We start from the raw sequence: 20,559 nt of genomic DNA on the forward strand, positions 1-20,559 counted from the left end.
GTCAGCCCGAGGTGCCGCCGCCGCAATAGGCGGCATGCAGCGCCTGCAGCACGCCCAATGCGGGCCCTTCCTGCATGCGGTAGTGGATGGCCTGTGCTTCGCGCCGGGTCGCCACGATGTCCATATCGCGCAGCACAGCCAGGTGCTGCGACAGCGCGGACGCACTCAATCCGGTCAGCGCCTGCAGCTCCGGTACCGGCGCTTCGCCTTCGACCAGGCGGCACAGCACGCGCAAGCGGGCAGGATGGGCCAGGCGCTTGAGCAGGGCAGCGGCCTGCGCGGCGTGCTTGGCCATCGCGGCACTGTCGAGCGGGGTGCTGGGCATGGTTGACCTTTTTGTTTAGACGTGTCTAATTTAGATAAATCTAAATAAAAGGGCAATCCCATGAAGGGCGTGAATGAGGGCGGGGCATGAACCTGCCGTGGACTGCGGTAGCCGGCGGTGGGTTGATCGGCGCCGCCGCAGTGCTGTTGCTCGCCACCCTCGGGCGTGTGGCCGGTATCAGCGGGATCGCCGCAGGCAGCCTGCGCGCAGCGGAAGGCGAGCGCGGATGGCGCTGGGCCTTCCTGTCTGGCCTGCTCGCGGCGGCCGGGCTGGTGCTGTGGTGGCAGTCGCTGCCCGAAGCGTTGCCGCGGGTACAGTTGCGCGATGCCTTGCCTGCCTGGCAGTTGATCGGCGCCGGCCTGCTGGTGGGCTTCGGCACCCGCTTGGGCAGTGGCTGTACCAGTGGTCACGGCGTCTGTGGCATGGCTCGCGGCTCGAAGCGCTCGCTGCTGGCGGTGCTGGTGTTCATGGCCTGCGCGATGCTGACGACGTTCCTCATCCGCCACGGCGGAGGCCCGGCATGAGCCGCGCGACAGGGGCCGCGGCAGCGGCGGGTGCGCTGTTCGGTGCGGGGCTGGCGCTTTCGGGGATGACCGACGCGCGCCGTGTGCTCGGCTTCCTCGACATTGCAGGTGATTTCGATCCCACCCTGGTGTGGGTGCTGGGCGCGGCGCTGCTGGTCAGTGCGGTCGGCCAGCGCTGGGTGCTGCGCCGCGCGCAGCCGTGGTTCGCGGTGCGCTTCCAGCTGCCCAGTGCGCGTGATGTCGATGCGCGCCTGCTCCTGGGTGCCGCTCTGTTCGGTATCGGCTGGGGATGGGCTGGCTATTGCCCGGGACCGGCCATCGCCGGGCTGGCAGTCGCATCGCGTGAAGCGCTGTGGTTCGTGCCTGCAATGCTTGCAGGTTTCTGGCTGCACGATCGGGTCGTACGCTGAGGCTTCACCCCTGTGTCACCCTGCGTGCGGTCAGATCCGGGGTTCACGGGGAAAGGAGCACAACGACATGGTACGGATGAAGTGGACGGGCAGGGCAATGCTGGCGGTCGCACTGGCCGCTGCGGTGGCACCGGCGCTGGCCTGCACGCGCGCGGTGTACCTGGGTGACAACGGTGATGTGATCACCGCACGCTCGATGGACTGGAAGGTCGACGTGGCGACCAACCTCTATGTGCTGCCGCGCGGCATCGCGCGCACCGGCCAGGCCGGACCGAAGTCGCTGGCCTGGACAGCGCGCTATGGTTCGGTGGTGGCCACCGGCTACGACGTGTCGACCACCGATGGCATGAACGAGAAGGGCCTGGTGGCCAACCTGCTGTGGCTGGTCGAATCGGAGTATCCGCAGCAGCGCGGCAACAAGCCGGGACTGGCGATTTCGCTGTGGGCGCAGTATGTGCTGGACAATTTCGCGACCGTGGACGAGGCGGTGGCGGCGCTGAAGCGTGAGCCGTACTCGATCGTCACCGACAAGGTGCCGGGCGAGGACCGCCAGGCAACGCTGCATCTGTCGCTGTCCGACGCGAGCGGCGACAGTGCCATCGTCGAGTACATCGGGGGGCGCCAGGTGATCCACCATGACCGGCGCTACCAGGTGATGACCAACTCGCCGATCTTCGAGCAGCAGCTGGCACTCAACAGCTACTGGCAGCAGATCGGTGGCACGGTGATGCTGCCAGGTACCAACCGCTCGTCCGACCGCTTCGCGCGTGCGTCGTTCTACATCAATGCCATTCCCAAGGCCGAGGACCCGGTGGAAGCGCTGGCCAGCGTGTTCAGCGTGATCCGCAATGCGTCGGTGCCGTATGGCATCACCACGCCGGGCGAGCCGAACATCTCATCGACGCGCTGGCGCACGGTGGCCGACCACAAGCGGCGGTTGTACTTCTTCGAATCGGCGCTGACCCCCAACACCTTCTGGATCGATCTGAACAAGGTCGATTTCGGCGGCCAGGTGCTCAAGCTCGACCTTGGCAAGGACCAGCGCAACACGTTCGCCGGCGATGCATTGGGTCACTTCGTACCCAGTGCACCGTTCGCCTTCCTCGGCGTGGACGGCTAGCGCGAGGCCTGGTCCGGCGCGTTCTTCGGATAGACCGCCAGCACGCTGCAGCCCGGGCGGGCGAAGCGCGGCGTGCTGGCGCGCATGTCGCCGGGGATTCCGGACGGCGTCTCCACGATGCGATCGCCCGGATTGCCACAGATCAGGCCGTTCTGGAAACCGGACTGGAATTCCACCGAGGTCGCCCCGGCCAGGATCGAGCAGCTGCCGGCCAGTTCGACGCGGTAGTAGCGATTGCCGCCATTGCGGCGCGGATTGGTCTCCACCACCACGCCTTGCGGATCCTCGTTCCAGCTGCGCACATGGCGGGTGGCGAAGCAGAACGCTGGCGAGGCCTGGAAGGTATGGCGCGGGCTGCTGCCGCCACGGCTGGGCTTGCCTGTGGCGGTCACGTTCACCGGCGGCAGGGTGGCCGCGTACAGGCGGCTGCTCTGGCGAGCGGTGCTGGCGAACTCCCGGTTGTCGATGGGGGTGACACTGCCGACGCCGCAGCGGCGGCCATCCACCATCACCTGTTCACTGGGGCGGCCGCAGGCCCAGCCCGAAGGCGCCTCCAGCCGCAGTGTGCTGGCTTCGTTGACACCCGGGCAGGCTGCGCTGAAGTCGATGCGGAAGGCCTGGCCCCTGCCGTCACGGACCGCGATGGCGGTCGGTGTCTCCTGCTCGACCTGGCGTACGTCACGTGCGTCCAGGCAGTGCGGTGCAGGTGCGATGCGCTCGGCGGCCGATGGCGCGGATGGCGCCTGGGCCAGGGCGGCCAGGGGTAAGGCGCTGGCTAGTGCCAGCGGAAGCAATCGGATCATGCTGTTCATCCTGCCATCCCTGCGTCTGTAACTGGCTGGAACATAGCATGGCCGGTGCCGGGGCCGCGTTGCAGGGAAATGCCAGCACGCGCACACTCGTCATATGGGCGCGATCTTCCATCTGCGGCACTACGGCCAGGCCACCGGCCTGGACCGCCATGACTACGCGCAGTGGGTGCTGCCGCTGCAGGGCGAACTGCAGTTCGAGATGCAAGGCCGCGGTGGTCGCCTGGACCTGCTGCAGGGGGCCTTCGTCGCGGCTGGCGAAGCACACGACCAGATGGCCGATGGCCCGAATGCTTTCGTGATCGTCGACTGCCCCCCGGGTGTGCTCGATGACGGTACCCAGGAACACCTGTGCCGCCAGCGCTGGCTGCATCTGCCACTGGCGCTGCGACAGCGCCTGGCGCAGGTGTGTGAGGGCCAGGCACTGCCGGCCCTGTTGCCGCAACTGCTCCAGGTGTTCGCACCGGCGGGCAGTGGTGCGCGCCTGCAGGGCCTGTGCGCGGCGGTGCAGGTTGATCCTGGCCAGGCGTGGCCGGTAGCACGCATGGCCGCCTTCGTCGGCGTCAGCGAAAGCCGGTTGCATGCGCTGTTCCAGCGGGAGTTCGGGCTGAGCCCGCAGGCCTGGCTCAGTGCAAGCCGGTTGCGTTGGGCCAAGCACCAGCTGCGTACCAGTGCGGCGCCGATCAGCGATATCGCGCTGGCGGCAGGCTATTCCGAGCAGAGTGCACTGACCCGTGCGCTGCGTCGTGAGTGCGGGCAGACGCCGGCCGCCTGGCGCAGGGGCGCCATCTGACCTGTAGAGCCGAGCCCACGCTCGGCTGCCCTTATCTGCACAGCGGCCAATCGCAGCCGAGCATTGGCTCGGCTCTACAGAGATGACAAGGCAATAGCCTCGGTCAAGAGCGCCCGCTGGCCAGCGCTTACACTGCGCGGCCCGTTCTCTTCCCCCGAAGAACCCGAATGCGCAACAACCCGATGGCCCTGGGCATCGCCAATGGCGTTGCCGCTGGCGCGCTGTGGGGCGTGGTCTTTCTCGCGCCCGCCGTGCTGCAGTCGTTCAATGCCCTGCAACTGTCCGCCGGTCGCTACCTGGTCTATGGCCTGATTGCCATCGCTCTGCTGCTGCCGCGCTGGAAGCGGCTGGCACCGCGGCTGGGCCGCGCCGAATGGTTCGGGCTGCTGTGGCTGAGCCTGGCCGGCAACCTGGTGTACTTCCTGCTGCTGGCCACGGCGGTGCAGTGGGCCGGTGGCGCGGCGGCGTCATTGATTGTCGGCCTGATTCCGGTGGTGGTCACTGTGGTTGGCGTGCGCGAGCAGAGCGCGGTGCCGTTGAAGCAGCTGCTGCCGGCGCTGGGCCTGTGCGTGCTCGGCGTGGCGCTGGTGGGCTGGGAAGCATTGATGTCCGAACACCTCGCAACACCGTGGCGGCAGCGCCTGATTGGCCTGCTCTGTGCGTTCGGTGCGCTGTTCTCGTGGGCGCTGTACTCGATCGGCAACAGTCGTTGGCTGGCGCGCCGGCCGGACCTGTCCAGCCACGACTGGTCGTTTCTGACCGGCGTCACCACTGGCGGCCTGGCCCTGCTGCTGGTGCCGATGGCCTTCATCGGCCACAGCGGTACCCACACCGCGGCGCAGTGGAGTGGCTTCTGGGCGATCAGCGCCGGCGTGGCAGTGGTGGCCTCGATCCTCGGCAACGCGTTCTGGAACCGTGCCAGCCGCCTGTTGCCATTGACCCTGACCGGGCAGATGATCGTGTTCGAGACGCTGTTCGCGCTGGCGTATGCCTTCGCCTGGCAGCAGCGCTGGCCCTCGCTGCTGGAGGCGCTGGCGATCGTGTTCCTGGTGGCCGGCGTGATGCTGTGCGCGCATGCCCATCGCTCGCCACGGGCGATCGCCGAACATGCAGGCTGAATGTGGGCGTCAAGCGTGCTGATGCCGGCTTGGTCTCAGATGCAACCAAATGCCGGCACGTTGGCCGATGATCGCCGCAATGATTTTTTGCATCGCAGCACTTGACAGCGGACCGGCGCACAGTGTTTTCTGTGCGTCATGGTCCTTGATGCCGCCCACGCCAGCCTGATCGCCCCCGCCATTGCGGGCCGTCCGACTGCGCCGGTCGCCACCACCACCATTACCACCACCACCGTCACCACTGCCCTGGTGCGGCCCGTCGTCTTCGTGTAACTCCCGAAAACCACGGCCCCGCACCATCCAGGTGGCGGGGAAACTCGACACCTGCATGCGACGGGGCCTCCTACCGAGGTCTGCATGTCTTCCCACGCCCCCGCCCATCCCGTTGCCCCGGCCGATCTGGCTGCACCGTCCACTGTCGTGCACAAGTTCGGCGGCACCTCGGTGGCCGATGCCGAACGCTATCGCCATGTTGCCGGCCTGCTGCTGGCCCGTCCTGAGTCGCTGCAGGTCACTGTCGTCTCGGCGATGAAGGGGGTCACCGACGCGCTGATCGATCTGGCGCAGCTGGCGGCAAAGGGTGACCAGGGTTGGCGCGAGGCCTGGCATGCCCTGCGCGCGCGCCACCGTGGCGCCGCCGTGGCGCTGCTGGGCGAGCAGGTCGGCGAGACGGTCGAATGGATCGACGCCCGCTTCGATCAGCTGGCCGAAGTGCTGGCGGCGCTGGCGGTGATCGGCGAGCTGCCGCGCGAGGTGCTGGACCGCGTGCAGGGCCTGGGCGAAGTGTTCTCCGCGCAGTTGCTTGGCACCCACCTGCGTGCCTTGGGCGAAGACTGTGCGGTGCTCGATGCGCGCGATGTGCTGGTGGTCGGGCATGGCGAGCTGGGCGTCGATGTCGACTGGGAAGCCAGCGCCGACCGCCTCGCGCAATGGCGCCTTCAACATCCTCAGCCGCGCCTGGTCGCCACCGGTTTCGTCGCGCGTGACCGTGATGACCGCATCACCACCCTGGGCCGCAACGGCAGTGACTACTCCGGCGCGATCTTCGCCGCGCTGTTCAATGCCGATGAACTGCACATCTGGACCGACGTCGACGGCGTGCTGTCAGCCGACCCGCGCCTGGTACCCGAAGCCGTGCAGCTCGAATCGCTCAGCTACGACGAGGCCTGCGAACTGGCTTACTTCGGCGCCAAAGTGGTGCACCCGCAGACGATGTCGCCGGCGATCCGCCTGGGCCTGCCGATCTTCATCCGCAATACGTTCCAACCGGCGCATCCGGGTACGCGCATCAGTGCCGAGCGCTCGCCGCGTGGGCCGGTAAAGGGCCTGACCCTGAGCCCGGGCCTGGCCCTGTTGAACCTGGAAGGCACCGGCCTGATCGGCGTGCCAGGCACTGCAGAGCGCGTATTCGCTGCCCTGCGCCAGGCGCAGGTGTCGGTGGTGATGATCTCGCAGGGTTCGTCGGAACATTCGATCTGCTGCGTGGTGCGCGCCGCCGAAGCTGCACGTGGCCGCGAGGCGCTGCTGCATGCGTTTGCGCATGAGCTGTCGGTGGGCCAGGTGCAGCGCGTGCAGGTCAGCGAGGGCGTCAGCGTTCTGGCGGCAGTGGGCGACGGCATGGCCGGCCAACCTGGCGTGGCGGCGCGCCTGTTCGAGGCGCTGGGCCGCGCGCAGGTGAACATCCTGGCAATCGCGCAGGGCTCGTCCGAGCGCAACATTTCGGTGGCGGTGGACAGTGCCGATGCCACCCGCGCCCTGCGCGCCGCGCATGCCGGCTTCTGGCTGTCGCCGCAGACCTTCGCGGTGGGTGTGATCGGGCCTGGCAACGTCGGTGCCGCGCTGCTGGACCAGCTGCTGGCCGCGCGCCCGCAGTTGCTGGCCAAGGCCAATGTCGACCTGCGCCTGCGCGCACTGGCCTCGCGTTCGCGCATGCGGCTGGATGCGGATGGGCTGCATGCCGACTGGCGCGAAGCCCTTCAGCAGGCGGGTGAGGCCAGCGATCTGGATCGCTTCACCGAACACCTGCTGGCCGCGCACCTGCCGCATGCGGTGGTGATCGACTGCAGTGGCAGTGCCGAGGTGGCCGAGCGCTATGAGGGCTGGTTGGCAGCCGGCATCCACGTGGTCACCCCGAACAAACAGGCCGGCGCCGGGCCGCTGCCGCGCTACCAGCGCATCCGCGCCGCGGCGGCGGCCAGTGGTGCGCGTTTCCGCTACGAGGCCACGGTGGGCGCGGGCCTGCCGGTGATCACCACGCTGCGTGACCTGGTCGATACCGGTGACGAGGTGCTGGCCATCGAAGGCATCTTCTCCGGCACGCTGGCCTGGCTGTTCAACCGCTTCGATGGCAGCCAGCCGTTCTCGCAGCTGGTCGCGCAGGCGCGGTCGATGGGCTACACCGAGCCGGACCCGCGTGACGATCTTTCGGGCGTGGACGTGGCGCGCAAGCTGGTGATCCTGGCCCGCGAAGCCGGCCACGCGCTCAGTCTTGAGCAGGTGGAAGTGGAAAGCCTGGTGCCGGCGCTGCTGCGCGAGGGCAGCGTGGATGACTTCATGGCGCGGCTGGGCGAGTCCGACGCCAGCCTGCTGCAACGCCTGCAGGATGCGCGGGCGCGTGGTGCGGTGCTGCGTTATGTGGCACAGCTGGGTGCCGACGGCGCCTCGGTGGGGCTGCAGGAACTGCCGGGCGATCATGCCTTCGCCAACCTGCGGCTGACCGACAACGTGGTGCAGTTCCGCACCCGTCGCTACTGCGACAACCCGTTGGTGGTGCAGGGGCCGGGTGCGGGTCCGGAGGTGACGGCAGCGGGTGTGTTCGCGGACCTGCTGCGGGTCGCCGCCGGTGAAGGAGCGCGGCTGTGATCGCACGTGCGTTCGCGCCTGCCTCGGTGGCCAACGTGGCAGTGGGCTTCGACATTCTCGGCCATGCCATTGCCGGTATCGGCGACACCGTGAGCGTGCGCCGCATCGACGAGCCGGCGGTGCGGATCGATGCGATCCGTGGCAGTGCTGTCGCGCTGCCACTGGACGCCGCCGGCAACACCGCCGGGGCTGCGCTGATGTCGCTGCGCGCAGGGCTGGGCCTGGATTTCGGATTCGCGGTGGAGATCGACAAGGGCATCCCGTTCGGTTCCGGCATGGGCGGTTCGGCAGCGTCGAGTGTCGCGGCGCTGGTCGCCGCCAATGCGCTGCTGCAGGCCCCGTTGCCGCGCGAGGCGCTCTACCCCTATGCGCTGGACGGTGAGGCGGTGGCCAGTGGTGGCCGTCACGGTGACAACGTCGGCCCGCTGCTGCTGGGTGGTCTGGCGCTGTGTACGGCCGATCGCCTGTTGCCGGTCCCTGTGCCTGCCAGCTGGCACAGCCTGCTGGTGCATCCGCACGCGGTGCTGGAAACGCGCCGTGCCCGCCAGGCCCTGCAGGGCAGCTATGCGCTGGGCGAGTTCGTGGCCCAGAGCGCGAACCTCGCGCTGGTGCTCAGTGGTTGCCATCGCAGTGATGCGACGCTGGTACGCGCGGGACTGCGCGACGTGCTGGTCGAACCGCGACGGGCCGGATTGATTGCCGGCTTCGAGGCCGCCCGTGATGCAGCGCTGTCGGCCCATGCAATGGGCGCGGGCATCTCCGGTGCCGGACCCAGTGTGTTCGCCTGGTTCGAGGATGCCGACCAGGCCCGTGCCGCCGTGGCGCCGGTCCAGGCAGCGTTCGCTGCGGCCGGCTTCGACAGTGACGCCTGGGTATCGCCGCTGGATGCGCCGGGAGCCCGGCTGTGCTGAATCCTTCCCCTTCTCTGGAAACCGATCCCATGCAATTTGTTTCGACCCGCGGCCAGTCGCCCGCCGTTGGCCTCAGCGCGGCGATCGCCGCCGGATTGGCGCCCGATGGCGGGCTGTATGTTCCCGCGCATCTGCCGGCCGCGCGCGAGCTGCAGGCCGGGGCGACCCTGGCCGATACCGCCGCCGATCTGCTGGCACCGTTGTTTGCGGGCGATGCACTCGAGACTGCGCTTCCGGGGATCTGCCGCGAAGCGTTCGACTTCCCGGTGCCGCTGCGTGCGCTCGGCGAGGGTGACCATTTGCTGGAGCTGTTCCATGGGCCGACGGCGGCATTCAAGGATATCGGCGCGCGCTTCCTGGCCGGTACGCTGTCGCGGCTGCAGGTCGGCAAGGATCGCGATCTGACGATCGTCGTCGCCACGTCCGGCGATACGGGTGCCGCCGTTGCTGCGGCCTTCCATCGCCAGCCGGGCGTGCGCGTGGTGGTGCTGTATCCGGAGGGTCGCGTGTCTCCGCGCCAGGCGCATCAGCTCGGTTGTTTCGGCGACAACATCCAGGCCCTGCGCGTGACGGGCGCATTCGACGATTGCCAGGCGATGGTCAAGCAGGCGCTGGCCGACCGCGAACTGCAGGCGCAGGTGCCGTTGAGCTCGGCCAACAGCATCAGCCTGGGCCGACTGCTGCCGCAGATGAGCTACTACGCGCATGCAGCGTTGACCCACTACGCCGCGCATCGTCGCCGGCTCAACCTGGTGGTGCCGACCGGCAATCTGGGCAACGCGATGGCGGCCGTGCTGGCGCGCGCGCTGGGCGTGCCGATCGGCCAGGTCGTGCTGGCCACCAATGCCAATGCCGTGCTGCCGGCGTACTTCAATGGTGGCGACTACCAGCCGCAGGCCAGTGTGGCGACGGTGGCCAATGCAATGGACGTGGGTGCGCCGAGCAACTTCGAGCGACTGCGCTGGCTCTACCACGGCGACGACGCAGAACTGCGTGCAGCTTTCCGCGCGTTCGCAGTGGATGACGTGACCATCCGCGCGACGATTGCGGCAGCGCATGCCAGCCGCGGCGAGCTGTTCTGCCCGCACACGGCGACGGCGGTGAAGGTGCTGCAGGATCTGCGCGCGCGCGGTGCCAAGGGCGACTGGGCGGTGGTGGCTACGGCGCATCCAGCCAAGTTCGAGGCTGTGGTCGAGCCGCTGATCGGCGAAACGGTGGCGGTGCCGCCTGCGCTGGATGCGTTGCTGCAGCGACCGGCGCACGCCGAACCATTGGCGGCAGATTACGCGGCGTTGCGCGAGGTGTTGCTGCGTTGATCGCAGATGGAGGCGGTTGCCGGCCAGCGGCCGGCACTACCCGTGTTGCATCCGTCCGGTAGTGCCGGCCGCTGGCCGGCAACCCAACCAACCGCGATGCGGTCAGATCAACCCTTCACCGGCCAGCGTGCGCAGCCCATCCTCGTCGAGGATCTCCACCACGTTCAGGTGGGGCAGGGCGATCAGCCCCTGCTGGCGCAGCTTGGTGAAGGTGCGGCTGACCGTTTCCATGGTCAGGCCCAGATGGTCGGCGATATCGCCGCGGCCCATCGGCAGCGACACGCGCAGGCCGTCGCCCCCCAGCTTGGCCTCGCGCGCGGCCAGGCGCAGCAGGAAATCGGCCAGCTTCTCGGCCGGCTGCAGGCGTGCCAGCGCCAGCGCAGCATCCTGTGCGGCATCCAGTTCCTGGCAGGCGCGCTGCAGCAGCTTGCGCTCCAGGTGCGGGAAGCGGCTGCGCAGGGCCTTCATCTGTGGCAGCGCGACACGGCACACGCGGCTGTCGGCGATGGCCTCGATGTCGTAGCGATGGTGGTCGCTGCCGCTCAGGCCCAGATAGTCGCCGGGCAGCACGAAACCGTTGATCTGGCGCCGGCCGTCGGCCAGGGTGCGCACCAGGCGCAGTGCGCCGGCGGTCAATGTATAGACATGGTCGCGCTCTTCGCCGGTGCGTGCCAGCGTGCTGCCCATGCTGACCTGCTGCGAGACGGTGACCTGTTCCAGCGCCTGCACTTCGTCTGGCGACAGCGCCGAGCACACCGCAAGGTGCCGAACCGAGCAGTGCAGGCAGTCCAGCGTGGTGCAGGACGGCGAGGCGGGATCGTTGGTGGCGGGCGGAGCGCCGGAAGGCCGTGACATGTTGCGGGGGGCGTATCGCGGGCGGGGAGGGCCTTATGATACTTCAAGCGGCCGTTCGACCCTGCCGGAGGCGGGGGCGCTAGAATGTTGCCCCCTCCCACGTCCCGTTCCAGCAGGAGTTCCGCCCGTGATCAAGCCCCGTACCCCGCCCGGCACCCTTGAGCTGCTGCCGCGCGAGCAGATTGCGTTCCAGCGCATGCTGGACGTCATCCGCCGCAACTACGAGCGCTTCGGGTTCCTGCCGGTGGAGACGCCGGTGTTCGAGCTGTCCGACGTGCTGCTGACCAAGTCCGGTGGTGAGACCGAGCGCCAGGTGTATTTCGTGCAGTCCACCGGCGCGCTGGCCAACGCGGCCGAGTCGGGCGACCGTTCGCTGCCGGAAATGGCGCTGCGCTTCGACCTGACCGTGCCGCTGGCACGCTACGTGGCCGAGCACGAACACGAACTGACCTTCCCGTTCCGCCGTTACCAGATGCAGCGCGTGTACCGCGGCGAGCGTGCCCAGCGCGGTCGTTTCCGCGAGTTCTACCAGTGCGACATCGACGTGATCGGCAAGGACAGTCTGAGCGTGCGGTACGACGCTGAAGTGCTGGCGGTCATCCATGCGGTGTTCTCGGAACTGCGCATCGGTGACTTCAGCATCCAGCTGAACAACCGCAAGCTGATGCGCGGCTTCTTCGAGAGCATGGGCGTGGCTGAAGGCGAGCGCCAGCTGGCGGTGCTGCGCGAAGTGGACAAGCTGGACAAGCGTGGCGCCGATTACGTTCGCGAGACGCTGGTGGGCGAGGGCTTCAACATCCCGGCAGAACAGGTCGAGAAGATCCTGGCCTTCGTCGCTGTGCGTTCGCAGGGCCATGCCGATGCGCTGGCGCAGCTGGCCACGCTGGAAGCCGACGCCGGTTCTTCGGAGATCCTGCGTACCGGCGTCGCCGAACTGCGCGAAGTGCTGCAGCTGGTGCAGGCGCTGGGCGTGCCGGAAACCGCATACTGCCTGAACTTCTCCATTGCGCGCGGCCTGGACTATTACACCGGCACCGTCTACGAGACCACGCTGACCGACCACCCGCAGATCGGCTCGATCTGTTCGGGCGGCCGTTACGAAGACCTGGCCAGCCACTACAGCAAGTCGAAGCTGCCGGGCGTGGGTATCTCCATCGGCCTGTCGCGCCTGTTCTGGCAGCTGCGCGAGGCGGGCCTGATCGACGGCATCGAAGCCAGCAGCGTGCAGGCGCTGGTGGCGCTGATGGACGAGCAGGGCATGCCGCAGTCGCTGGACATCGCGCGCCGCCTGCGCGCCGGTGGCATCAATACCGAAGTGCAGATGGAGCCGAAGAAGATCGGCAAGCAGTTCCAGTACGCGGCCAAGGCCGGCATCCGCTTCGTGGTGCTGGCCGGTGAAGACGAGCTCGCGCGCGGCGTGGTGGCGGTGAAGGACCTGCTGCGTGAACAGCAGTTCGAAGTGTCGCGCGACGAGCTGGCCAGCACCCTGCTGGTGGAGCTGGAGCAGTCCAGGGCGATGGTGTGAAGCCGGCCGTCGCAGGGGTACTCACCGTGCTCCTGTTGGCGGGCTGCCAGAGTGACCCGGTGCTGCGCAGTGATCGGCTGGGCCCGGCGCAGTACCGGCTGCAGGTTGATCGCTGTCACGTGATCGACCGCGCGCAGCTTGAGGGCGACCTGCGGGCCCTGGCCTCGCGGACGTGCCCGGCGGGTGCAGGGGCGTTGCAGAACATCCAGTCCCTGCCGAGCCGGCAGGGCAGCCTGTTCGGGGAGTGCCCGCGGCGCGGGACGCTGCAGGCGGAGGTGCGTTGCCTGCCCTGAGTCGAGCCAGGTTATTGATTTGAAAGCAGAACGCCCGCCCTTTGGTGGGCGTTCTGCATTTCCGGCATCCGGTCCAGGGGTCAGATCCGTTTTCCTTTGGAAAACGGACCTGACCCCATGAGGCTCCGATTTGACGCACTGCGCAAGAATGCGCTAATGTACTAACGCGCTATTACATTGATGCATGGACCCGACCCCGTGAAAGCCCGCCCCGAGATTGCCGCCAAAGACCCGAAGGCCGACCTGGAAGCCCTGGCCCGGGCCTTTGCCGCGCTGCGCGAGCCGGAGCAGGTCGAGGCATTCCTGCGCGACCTGTGCACCCCGGCCGAGCTGGAGGCCATGGCCGACCGCTGGAAGGTGGTGCCGCTGCTGCAGCAGGGCGTGCCGTACCGCGAGATCCACGAGCGCACCGGCGTCAGCGTGACCACCACCGGACGTGTGGCACGCACGCTCGAGCATGGCCATCGAGGCTATGCCGCCGCCATCGACCGCCTTGCTTCGCGCTGATCCGCGCCCCGTTCCGAACTTCGAGACCTCCCCCATGAGTGCAACCCAGGCAGCGCCGGCACGAGACCGGCTGCGTATCGCCATCCAGAAGAGTGGCCGGCTGGCCGAGCCCGCCCGCAACCTGCTCAGCGCCTGTGGTCTGAGCTGGCGCGAAAGCCGCGACAAGCTGTTCTGCTACGGCGAATCGCTGCCGGTGGACCTGTTGCTGGTGCGCGACGACGACATCCCCGGCCTGATCGCCGATGGCGTCTGCGACCTCGGCATCGTCGGTCGCAATGAACTGGACGAGCAGGCCGCAGCGCGTCGCCAGATCGGCCTGCCGGACGCCTACCAGGCGCTGCGCGGGCTGGGCTTCGGCCAGTGCCGGCTGATGCTGGCGGTGCCCGAGGAATGGCAGTGGCAGGGTCCGGCGCAGCTGGCCGGCACCCGCATCGCCACCAGCTACCCGGCCATCCTCAAGCAGTGGCTGGCGGAGCAGGGCGTGGACGCGCAGGTGGTCGAGCTGTCCGGGTCGGTGGAAATCGCCCCGCGCCTGGGTACCGCCGACCTGATCTGCGATCTGGTCTCCAGCGGCGCCACGCTGCGTGCCAACCAGTTGACCCCGGTACACAACCTGCTCGACAGCGAGGCGGTGCTGGCTGGTGCGATGCGCGTGCCGGATGACGCACGTGCATCGCTGCGCGCGATGCTGCTGCGCCGCCTCGACGGCGTGGTGCAGCGCCAGGACCGCAAGCTGCTGATGTTCCGTGCCAGCGAAGATCGCGTCGACGCGCTGGCGCAGCTGCTGGCCGATGCCGAGCCGCTGGTGCGGCTGCCGGCCGATGGTGGCGCGCTGCGCCTGCAGACCATGTGCCCCGGCCCGCTGAGCTGGCAGCGCATGGAAGAACTCGAGCGCGCGGGCGCGCAGGGCCTGATGGTACTGAGCGTGGAGCGATCGCTGGCATGAACCGTCTGATCTGGTCCCGACTTGATGAGGCCGCGCGCAGCGCGGCATTGACCCGCCCGGTGCAGGCCGTGGCGCAGCAGACCCGCGATGCCGTAGCGGCCCTGATCGCGCAGGTGCGTGCACAGGGCGACGATGCGCTGCGTGCGATTACGGCGCGTTTCGATGGCGTCGAGCTGGCCTCGTTTGAAGTTTCCGAAGCCGAATTCGCCGCTGCCGAAGCCGCCGTGCCCGCCGAACTGCGACAGGCGATGGTGGACGCCGCCGAACGCATTGCGCGCTTCCACGCCGCTGGCATGGGCAAAGGCTATGCAGTTGAAACCGCGCCGGGCGTGGTCTGCGAACGCATGCTGCGCCCGATCGGCCGGGTGGGCCTGTACGTACCGGCTGGCAGCGCGCCGTTGCCGTCCACCGCGTTGATGCTGGGCGTTCCGGCGCAGCTGGCCGGTTGCCCGCAGGTGGTGCTGTGCACCCCGCCGCGCGCCGACGGCAGTGCCGATCCGGCAGTGCTGGTAGCCGCCCGCCTGACCGGCGTGCAGCGCGTGTTCAAGCTGGGCGGCGCGCAGGCGATCGCGGCGATGGCCTATGGCACGGCCAGCATTCCGGCCTGCGACAAGCTGTTCGGGCCGGGCAACAGCTTCGTTACCGAAGCCAAGCAGCAGGTCGCACAGGACGGCGCCGCCGCCATCGACATGCCTGCCGGTCCTTCGGAGGTGCTGGTGATTGCCGATGCTGGCGCCAATCCGGCGTTCGTCGCCGCCGACCTGCTGTCGCAGGCCGAGCACGGCCCGGATTCGCAGGTGCTGCTGCTGACCGAAGATGCGGCGATGCTGGCCGCGGTCGAAGCCGAGGTGGAGCGCCAGGTCGCCCTGCTGCCGCGCCAGCAGATCACACGGCAGGCCTTGTCGGCGTCTCGGCTGATCCTGGTCGATGCGTTGGCCGAGGCGTTCGCGATCAGCAACCGCTATGCACCAGAGCACCTGATCCTGGCCCTGCGTGATCCGCGCGCATGGCTGGACAAGGTGCAGGCGGCCGGCTCGGTGTTCCTGGGCGATTACACCCCCGAAGCACTGGGTGACTACTGCAGCGGCACCAACCACGTATTGCCCACCGCCGGTGCCGCGCGTGCCTACAGCGGCGTGAGCGTTGCCAGCTTCCAGAACCTGATCAGCGTGCAGAGCGCCAGCGCCGCCGGCCTGGCCGCGATCGGCGGCTGCGCGCGCATCATCGCCCGTGCCGAAGGCCTGGATGCGCACGAGCGTGCCGTTGCGTTGCGCATGGAGGTGGCGGCATGAGCGCGGCGATCGATGAGGTGCTGGCACTGGTGCGCCCGGACCTGCAGGCCTTCGCCGGCTACAGCTCGGCACGCAGCGCGGCGGTGCAGGGCGAGGTCTGGTTGAATGCCAATGAGTCGGCCTGGGCCAATGCGGCCGATCCCGCAGGCAGCAGCCGGCGCTATCCGGAGCCGCAGCCGCTCGCGCTGCGCGAGGGACTGGCGGCGCTGTACGGCGTGACGCCACAGCAGCTGCTGATCGGTCGCGGCAGCGACGAAGCCATTGATCTGCTGGTGCGCGCGCTGTGCGTGCCGGGTCGCGATGGCGTGCTGGTCACGCCGCCGGTGTTTGGCATGTACGCCGTCTGCGCTCGCCTGCAGGGTGCCGCCTTGATTGAAGTGCCGCTGGTGGACAGCGAGGATGGACTGCGCACCGATCTGGATGCGGTGATCGACGCGGCCAAGGCGCAGGGTGCCAAGCTGGTGTTCCTGTGTGCGCCGTCGAACCCGGCCGGCAGTGACATCGCCCTGGATGAGGTCGAGCGCGTGGCGGTTGCGCTGCGCGGGCAGGCGCTGGTCGTGGTGGACGAGGCCTATGTCGAGTATGCACAACGGCCGTCGGCGACCACGTTGCTGGCCGCGCACGCCAATCTGGCGGTGCTGCGCACGCTGTCGAAGGCGCACGCGCTCGCGGCCGCCCGCGTTGGCACGCTGATCGCTGCCCCGGAGCTGATTGCCCTGCTGCGTCGCTGCCAGGCGCCGTACCCGGTGCCGACGCCGTGCGCGGAACTGGCCGTGCAGGCACTGCAGCCGGCCGCGCTGGCGCGCACCGCCGAGCGCGTGACCACGGTGATCGCCGAGCGCGAGCGCCTGCGTGCAGCCCTGGTCGGCCTGCCCGGCGTGTGCCGGGTGTATGCCTCGGCCGGCAACTACCTGCTGGTCCGCTTCGCCGATCCCCAGTCCGCGTTCGATACGCTGCTGGCTGCGGGCGTGGTGGTGCGCGACCAGCGCGCTGCGCCGCAGCTGGGTGATGCGCTGCGCATCAGCATCGGCAGCCCCGAAGAGAATGACCGCGTGCTTGCGGCCCTGTCGGCGCGGAGGGCCGCAGCATGACCCCGATCCTGTTCATTGACCGCGACGGTACCCTCATCGAGGAGCCGTCCGACTTCCAGATCGACGCCTACGAAAAGCTGCGCTTCGTGCCGCAGGTGATCCCGGCGCTGCTGAAGCTGCGTGATGCCGGCTACCAGTTCGTGATCGTCACCAACCAGGACGGCCTCGGCAGCGACAGCTACCCGCGCGCCAGCTTCGATGGCCCCAACGACCTGATGCTGCAGATCTTCGAGAGCCAGGGCATCACCTTCCGTGACGTGCTGATCGATTCCAGCTGGCCGCAGGACAATGCGCCGACCCGCAAGCCGGGCATCGGCCTGATGACCGCCTACCTGCAGGACCGCAGCATCGACTGGGCACGCTCGGGCATGGTCGGTGACCGGATCACCGACCTGCAGTTTGCCGCCAACCTCAACATCCGTGGTTTCCAGCTGCGCACCGCGCAGTTTGGTGGGCAGTGGGACTGGCCGGGAATCGCCCATGCGCTGGCCGACGCGCCGCGCACCGCCGTTGTCCAGCGCAACACCAAAGAAACGAAGATCCGCGTTGAGCTGGACCTGGACCGCGCGGGCGATGCACGCATTGCCACCGGCCTGCCGTTCTTCGACCACATGCTGGAGCAGATCGGCAAGCACGGCGGCTTCGCGCTGGACATCCAGGCCGAGGGTGACCTGCACATCGACGAGCACCACACCATCGAGGACACCGGGCTGGCCCTGGGCCAGGCCCTGCGCGAGGCGTTGGGCGACAAGCGCGGCATTGGCCGTTACGGCTTCACCCTGCCTATGGACGAGACCCTGGCCAGCGCTGCGCTGGACTTCAGCGGCCGTCCCTATTTCGTGTTCGAGGGCGAGTTCAAGCGCGAGCGCGTGGGCGATATGCCGACCGAGCTGGTGCCGCACTTCTTCCGTTCGCTGTGTGATGCCAGCGGTTTGAACCTCAACCTGCAGGTGCGCGGCGACAATGATCACCACAAGGTGGAGGCCTGCTTCAAGGCGCTGGCGCGCGCGCTGCGTCCGGCGCTGGCCCGGCAGGGCACGGCACTGCCGAGTACCAAGGGGGCGTTGTGAGCGATGTTGCGCTGATCGATGCCGGTGGCGCCAACCTGGGCTCGGTGCGCTACGCACTGGAGCGCCTGGGCGCGACGGTGCGGCTGGTGCGCGATGCGGACGGCCTGGTTGGTGCGCGGCGGGTGATCCTGCCCGGCGTCGGCGCCGCCGGTCCCGGCATGCAGCGCCTGCACGCTCAGGGCCTGGTGGAACCGCTGCAGCGACTGGAGGTGCCGCTGATGGGCATCTGCCTTGGCATGCAGCTGCTGTTCGAACGCTCCGAGGAAGCGGGCGTAGAGACACTGGGACTGATTCCGGGCGTGGTACGCAAGCTGGTGCCGGCCTGTGGCATCCGCGTGCCGCACATGGGCTGGAACCGCCTGCTGCCGCTGCGCGAATCGCTGTTGCTGCAGGGCGTGCCGGAACGCGCCAGCGCCTACTTCGTGCACAGCTATGCGGCGCCGCTCAATACCCACACCGTCGCTGCCTGCGACCACGGTGGCCTGTTCACCGCCGTGGTGGAGCAGGGGCGCTACTACGGCGCACAGTTCCATCCCGAGCGCTCCGGCGAGACCGGCTCGCTGATGCTGCGCAACTTCCTCGAGGGCACTGCTGCATGAGTTTCATCGTCTACCCCGCGCTGGATATCCGCGACGGCCGCGTGGTGCGGCTGCGCCAGGGCGACTACGCGCAGGAAACCTCCTATGGGGATGACCCTCTGCCGCGCGCGCAGGCCTTCGCCGCGCAGGGCGCGCAGTGGATGCATCTGGTCGACCTGGATGCCGCACGGGCCGGTGGCTACACGCTGGCGCCGCTGTTGGCATCCATTCGTGCGCAGACCCCGCTGCAGGTGCAGACCGGCGGTGGCGTGCGCGGCCGCGACGATGTGGCGCGCATCCTCGACGCTGGCGCCGGCCGCGTGGTGGTGGGTTCGCTGGCGGTGCGTCGTCCCGATGAAGTGGTCGGCTGGCTGGAGGAATTCGGCGCCGATCGCATCACGATTGCGCTGGACGCGCGCCAGGACGCACAGGGGCAGTGGCAGCTGCCGGTGCACGGATGGACCGAGAACGCCGGGGTGACCCTGGATGACCTGGCCCGGCGCTACGCGCGCGCCGGCATGCGCCATCTGCTGTGCACCGACATCGCCCGCGACGGCATGCTGGCCGGGCCCAACATCAGCCTCTACCAGCACCTGTCGGCGCTGTTGCCGGGTGTGGTGGTGCAGGCGTCCGGTGGCATCCGTGACGTGGCCGATGTGGCCGAGGCGCGTGCTGCCGGCTGCGGCGGTGCCATCCTCGGCAAGGCACTGCTGGAGCAGCGCATGGACCTGAGCGAGGCGTTGGCATGTTGAGCCGCCGCATCATTCCGTGCCTGGACGTGCGCGATGGCCGCGTGGTCAAGGGCGTGCGCTTCCGCGATCACGTCGACATGGGCGACATCGCCGAGTTGGCACAGCGCTATCGCGACCAGGGCGCGGACGAGCTGGTGTTCTATGACATCGGCGCCAGTCCCGAGGCACGGTCGGTTGACGTCGCCTGGATCGAGCGCATCGCGCGCCTGATCGACATTCCGTTCTGTGTGGCCGGTGGCATCGACAGCGTGGAAACCGCGCGCCGCGTGCTGTTCGCCGGTGCCGACAAGGTGTCGATCAATTCGCCGGCGCTGGGCCGGCCGGAGCTGATCACCGAGCTGGCGGACGAGTTCGGCGTGCAGTGCGTTGTGGTGGGGGTCGATTCGGTGCGCGAGGCCGACGGGCAATGGCGGGTGCGTCGTTTCAGCGGCGATCCGGACAAGACCCAGGCGGTGCCGCTGCGCACGCTCGACTGGATCGTCGAAGCGCAACGGCGTGGAGCCGGTGAGATCGTGCTGAACTGCATGGACAGCGACGGTGTGCGCCGTGGCTACGATGTCGTGCAGCTGCAGCAGGCGCGGGCGCTGTGCCAGGTGCCGCTGATTGCCTCCGGTGGTGCCGGAGCGATGGAGCACTTCGCCGACGCCTTCGACCAGGCCGACGTCGACGGTGTGTTGGCGGCCAGTGTGTTCCACAGCGGCGCCATCGCCATTCCAGAATTGAAGCGCTACCTGCGCGGACAGCAGATCGAGGTGCGGGATGTCTATTGAAGTGAGGCCATCGCTGGATGCGCTGCAGGCGCTGGACTGGGGCAAGGGCGACGGCCTGCTGCCGGCCGTGGTGCAGGATGCCGATACCCTGCAGGTGCTGATGCTGGGCTATGTCAGCGCCGAATCGCTGGCGGCTACGCTGGCCATCGGCCACATGACCTTTTTCAGCCGCAGCAAGCAGCGGTTGTGGACCAAGGGCGAGCAGTCCGGCAACGTGCTGGTGGTGCAGTCGATCCGTGTCGACTGCGACGCCGATACGCTGCTGGTGATGGCGCGCCCGGCCGGGCCGACCTGCCACACCGGTGCCGAGAGCTGTTTCGACCAGGCGCCGAAGGATTTCCTGGGTGGGCTGGGCCAGCTGGTGGCCATGCGTGACGCGCAGCGCCCTCCCGGCAGCTACACCACCAGCCTGTTTGAAGGCGGCATCCGCCGCATCGCGCAGAAGGTGGGTGAGGAGGGCGTGGAGACCGCATTGGCCGCCGTGGCGCAGGATGATGAGGCATTGCTGGGCGAGGCGTCGGACCTGCTGTACCACCTGCTGGTGCTGCTGCGCGCGCGCGGGCTGTCGCTGGATGATGCGCGCGCGGTGCTGGAAAAACGCCATCGTTGAGGAAGGCGTACGGACCAACGGTCCGCACCCACCTCTGCAATGCAGCCGAGCATGGCTCGGCTCTACAATAGGTGGTCTTCTT

General features: G+C 68.5%; 23 protein-coding genes. 19 read left to right on the forward strand and 4 right to left on the reverse strand.

Annotation, left to right across the window (positions count from 1 at the left end; translation table 11 throughout):
• Position 1 precedes the first annotated feature (1 nt).
• Positions 2 to 325 (reverse strand): ArsR/SmtB family transcription factor, encoded by a 324-nt coding sequence (locus VG561_RS13105; protein ID WP_032957672.1) that lies wholly within the window; start codon positions 323 to 325, stop codon positions 2 to 4.
• 86 nt (positions 326 to 411) lie between these two features.
• Between VG561_RS13105 and VG561_RS13110 the strand changes: the two genes are divergently transcribed.
• The 3 genes from VG561_RS13110 to VG561_RS13120 all read left to right on the forward strand — a co-directional run bounded on the left by VG561_RS13110 (position 412) and on the right by VG561_RS13120 (position 2,379).
• A complete protein-coding gene (locus VG561_RS13110) occupies positions 412 to 849 on the forward strand; it encodes a YeeE/YedE family protein (RefSeq protein WP_134808805.1) in 438 nt (145 codons plus the stop codon).
• Positions 846 to 1,259, forward strand: coding sequence for a DUF6691 family protein (locus VG561_RS13115; protein WP_049440814.1), 414 nt, complete (start codon positions 846 to 848; stop codon positions 1,257 to 1,259). The genes VG561_RS13110 and VG561_RS13115 overlap by 4 nt, the downstream gene beginning before the upstream one ends.
• A 67-nt stretch (positions 1,260 to 1,326) precedes the next feature.
• A complete protein-coding gene (locus VG561_RS13120; RefSeq protein ID WP_014646937.1) occupies positions 1,327 to 2,379 on the forward strand; it encodes a linear amide C-N hydrolase in 1,053 nt (350 codons plus the stop codon).
• On the opposite strand, the gene VG561_RS13125 is transcribed toward VG561_RS13120, so the two are convergent.
• Complete coding sequence (locus tag VG561_RS13125) at positions 2,376 to 3,182, reverse strand: DUF6491 family protein (protein ID WP_423179661.1); 807 nt, start codon at positions 3,180 to 3,182, stop codon at positions 2,376 to 2,378. The two genes, VG561_RS13120 and VG561_RS13125, sit on opposite strands and share 4 nt — an antisense overlap.
• 103 nt (positions 3,183 to 3,285) lie before the next feature.
• Between VG561_RS13125 and VG561_RS13130 the strand changes: the two genes are divergently transcribed.
• Both VG561_RS13130 and VG561_RS13135 read left to right on the forward strand, forming a co-directional pair.
• The gene (locus VG561_RS13130; protein WP_014646939.1) at positions 3,286 to 3,981 is read left to right on the forward strand and encodes a helix-turn-helix transcriptional regulator; all 696 of its coding nucleotides are present in this window, start codon (positions 3,286 to 3,288) and stop codon (positions 3,979 to 3,981) included.
• Positions 3,982 to 4,148: 167 nt separating this feature from the next.
• The gene (locus VG561_RS13135) at positions 4,149 to 5,099 is read left to right on the forward strand and encodes a DMT family transporter (protein WP_423179662.1); all 951 of its coding nucleotides are present in this window, start codon (positions 4,149 to 4,151) and stop codon (positions 5,097 to 5,099) included.
• Between the two features lie 9 nt (positions 5,100 to 5,108).
• On the opposite strand, the gene VG561_RS13140 is transcribed toward VG561_RS13135, so the two are convergent.
• Positions 5,109 to 5,429 (reverse strand): hypothetical protein, encoded by a 321-nt coding sequence (locus tag VG561_RS13140; RefSeq protein ID WP_164072103.1) that lies wholly within the window; start codon positions 5,427 to 5,429, stop codon positions 5,109 to 5,111.
• Between the two features lie 27 nt (positions 5,430 to 5,456).
• Between VG561_RS13140 and thrA the strand changes: the two genes are divergently transcribed.
• The 3 genes from thrA to thrC are packed head-to-tail and all read left to right on the forward strand — an operon-like array spanning position 5,457 to position 10,188.
• The gene (gene thrA / locus VG561_RS13145) at positions 5,457 to 7,961 is read left to right on the forward strand and encodes a bifunctional aspartate kinase/homoserine dehydrogenase I (RefSeq protein WP_227864038.1); all 2,505 of its coding nucleotides are present in this window, start codon (positions 5,457 to 5,459) and stop codon (positions 7,959 to 7,961) included.
• The gene (locus VG561_RS13150) at positions 7,958 to 8,872 is read left to right on the forward strand and encodes a homoserine kinase (RefSeq protein ID WP_032957682.1); all 915 of its coding nucleotides are present in this window, start codon (positions 7,958 to 7,960) and stop codon (positions 8,870 to 8,872) included. The genes thrA and VG561_RS13150 overlap by 4 nt, the downstream gene beginning before the upstream one ends.
• 29 nt (positions 8,873 to 8,901) lie before the next feature.
• Positions 8,902 to 10,188: a threonine synthase gene (gene thrC / locus VG561_RS13155; protein ID WP_423179663.1), complete on the forward strand. Its 1,287-nt coding sequence runs from the start codon at positions 8,902 to 8,904 to the stop codon at positions 10,186 to 10,188.
• 102 nt (positions 10,189 to 10,290) lie between these two features.
• Here thrC and VG561_RS13160 read toward each other — a convergent pair whose 3' ends face one another.
• Entirely contained in the window at positions 10,291 to 11,043 is a 753-nt protein-coding gene (locus tag VG561_RS13160) for a Crp/Fnr family transcriptional regulator (protein WP_010482595.1), read from the reverse strand.
• Between the two features lie 127 nt (positions 11,044 to 11,170).
• Between VG561_RS13160 and hisS the strand changes: the two genes are divergently transcribed.
• The 11 genes from hisS (at position 11,171) to hisIE (ending at position 20,477) form a co-directional block, all read left to right on the forward strand.
• Positions 11,171 to 12,568, forward strand: a complete 1,398-nt coding sequence (gene hisS / locus VG561_RS13165; RefSeq protein ID WP_423179664.1) for a histidine--tRNA ligase — start codon at positions 11,171 to 11,173, stop codon at positions 12,566 to 12,568.
• Positions 12,569 to 12,594: 26 nt separating this feature from the next.
• Complete coding sequence (locus VG561_RS13170; RefSeq protein WP_229767322.1) at positions 12,595 to 12,861, forward strand: hypothetical protein; 267 nt, start codon at positions 12,595 to 12,597, stop codon at positions 12,859 to 12,861.
• Positions 12,862 to 13,059: 198 nt separating this feature from the next.
• Complete coding sequence (locus VG561_RS13175; RefSeq protein WP_005416326.1) at positions 13,060 to 13,368, forward strand: YerC/YecD family TrpR-related protein; 309 nt, start codon at positions 13,060 to 13,062, stop codon at positions 13,366 to 13,368.
• A 34-nt stretch (positions 13,369 to 13,402) separates the two neighbouring features.
• On the forward strand, positions 13,403 to 14,314 hold the full coding sequence (gene hisG / locus VG561_RS13180) for an ATP phosphoribosyltransferase (protein WP_032957997.1): 912 nt from the start codon (positions 13,403 to 13,405) through the stop codon (positions 14,312 to 14,314).
• Positions 14,311 to 15,606, forward strand: a complete 1,296-nt coding sequence (gene hisD / locus VG561_RS13185) for a histidinol dehydrogenase (protein WP_111206149.1) — start codon at positions 14,311 to 14,313, stop codon at positions 15,604 to 15,606. The genes hisG and hisD overlap by 4 nt, the downstream gene beginning before the upstream one ends.
• Positions 15,603 to 16,697, forward strand: a complete 1,095-nt coding sequence (gene hisC, locus VG561_RS13190) for a histidinol-phosphate transaminase (RefSeq protein WP_049440829.1) — start codon at positions 15,603 to 15,605, stop codon at positions 16,695 to 16,697. The genes hisD and hisC overlap by 4 nt, the downstream gene beginning before the upstream one ends.
• Positions 16,694 to 17,767 (forward strand): bifunctional histidinol-phosphatase/imidazoleglycerol-phosphate dehydratase HisB, encoded by a 1,074-nt coding sequence (gene hisB, locus VG561_RS13195; protein WP_053494372.1) that lies wholly within the window; start codon positions 16,694 to 16,696, stop codon positions 17,765 to 17,767. Before hisC ends, hisB begins: the two co-directional genes overlap by 4 nt.
• Entirely contained in the window at positions 17,764 to 18,366 is a 603-nt protein-coding gene (gene hisH, locus VG561_RS13200) for an imidazole glycerol phosphate synthase subunit HisH (protein WP_032957991.1), read from the forward strand. Before hisB ends, hisH begins: the two co-directional genes overlap by 4 nt.
• On the forward strand, positions 18,363 to 19,097 hold the full coding sequence (gene hisA, locus VG561_RS13205; protein ID WP_111206150.1) for a 1-(5-phosphoribosyl)-5-[(5-phosphoribosylamino)methylideneamino]imidazole-4-carboxamide isomerase: 735 nt from the start codon (positions 18,363 to 18,365) through the stop codon (positions 19,095 to 19,097). The genes hisH and hisA overlap by 4 nt, the downstream gene beginning before the upstream one ends.
• Positions 19,091 to 19,867: an imidazole glycerol phosphate synthase subunit HisF gene (hisF, locus tag VG561_RS13210; RefSeq protein WP_111206151.1), complete on the forward strand. Its 777-nt coding sequence runs from the start codon at positions 19,091 to 19,093 to the stop codon at positions 19,865 to 19,867. Before hisA ends, hisF begins: the two co-directional genes overlap by 7 nt.
• The gene (hisIE, locus tag VG561_RS13215; RefSeq protein ID WP_014646954.1) at positions 19,857 to 20,477 is read left to right on the forward strand and encodes a bifunctional phosphoribosyl-AMP cyclohydrolase/phosphoribosyl-ATP diphosphatase HisIE; all 621 of its coding nucleotides are present in this window, start codon (positions 19,857 to 19,859) and stop codon (positions 20,475 to 20,477) included. Before hisF ends, hisIE begins: the two co-directional genes overlap by 11 nt.
• Positions 20,478 to 20,559: the final 82 nt, after the last annotated feature.

This window comes from Stenotrophomonas sp. CASM110, assembly GCF_049384345.1.
Lineage (GTDB): Bacteria > Pseudomonadota > Gammaproteobacteria > Xanthomonadales > Xanthomonadaceae > Stenotrophomonas > Stenotrophomonas muris.

Excerpts from the sequence above, each read along its gene's own strand:
- VG561_RS13105 (WP_032957672.1), bottom strand. The coding sequence starts at position 325 with ATGCCCAGCACCCCGCTCGACAGTGCCGCGATGGCCAAGCACGCCGCG.
- VG561_RS13110 (WP_134808805.1), top strand. The coding sequence starts at position 412 with ATGAACCTGCCGTGGACTGCGGTAGCCGGCGGTGGGTTGATCGGCGCC.
- VG561_RS13115 (WP_049440814.1), top strand. The coding sequence starts at position 846 with ATGAGCCGCGCGACAGGGGCCGCGGCAGCGGCGGGTGCGCTGTTCGGT.
- VG561_RS13120 (WP_014646937.1), top strand. The coding sequence starts at position 1,327 with ATGGTACGGATGAAGTGGACGGGCAGGGCAATGCTGGCGGTCGCACTG.
- VG561_RS13125 (WP_423179661.1), bottom strand. The coding sequence starts at position 3,182 with ATGATCCGATTGCTTCCGCTGGCACTAGCCAGCGCCTTACCCCTGGCC.
- VG561_RS13130 (WP_014646939.1), top strand. The coding sequence starts at position 3,286 with ATGGGCGCGATCTTCCATCTGCGGCACTACGGCCAGGCCACCGGCCTG.
- VG561_RS13135 (WP_423179662.1), top strand. The coding sequence starts at position 4,149 with ATGCGCAACAACCCGATGGCCCTGGGCATCGCCAATGGCGTTGCCGCT.
- VG561_RS13140 (WP_164072103.1), bottom strand. The coding sequence starts at position 5,429 with ATGCAGGTGTCGAGTTTCCCCGCCACCTGGATGGTGCGGGGCCGTGGT.
- thrA (WP_227864038.1), top strand. The coding sequence starts at position 5,457 with ATGTCTTCCCACGCCCCCGCCCATCCCGTTGCCCCGGCCGATCTGGCT.
- thrC (WP_423179663.1), top strand. The coding sequence starts at position 8,902 with ATGCAATTTGTTTCGACCCGCGGCCAGTCGCCCGCCGTTGGCCTCAGC.
- VG561_RS13160 (WP_010482595.1), bottom strand. The coding sequence starts at position 11,043 with ATGTCACGGCCTTCCGGCGCTCCGCCCGCCACCAACGATCCCGCCTCG.
- hisG (WP_032957997.1), top strand. The coding sequence starts at position 13,403 with ATGAGTGCAACCCAGGCAGCGCCGGCACGAGACCGGCTGCGTATCGCC.
- hisD (WP_111206149.1), top strand. The coding sequence starts at position 14,311 with ATGAACCGTCTGATCTGGTCCCGACTTGATGAGGCCGCGCGCAGCGCG.
- hisC (WP_049440829.1), top strand. The coding sequence starts at position 15,603 with ATGAGCGCGGCGATCGATGAGGTGCTGGCACTGGTGCGCCCGGACCTG.
- hisB (WP_053494372.1), top strand. The coding sequence starts at position 16,694 with ATGACCCCGATCCTGTTCATTGACCGCGACGGTACCCTCATCGAGGAG.
- hisA (WP_111206150.1), top strand. The coding sequence starts at position 18,363 with ATGAGTTTCATCGTCTACCCCGCGCTGGATATCCGCGACGGCCGCGTG.
- hisF (WP_111206151.1), top strand. The coding sequence starts at position 19,091 with ATGTTGAGCCGCCGCATCATTCCGTGCCTGGACGTGCGCGATGGCCGC.
- hisIE (WP_014646954.1), top strand. The coding sequence starts at position 19,857 with ATGTCTATTGAAGTGAGGCCATCGCTGGATGCGCTGCAGGCGCTGGAC.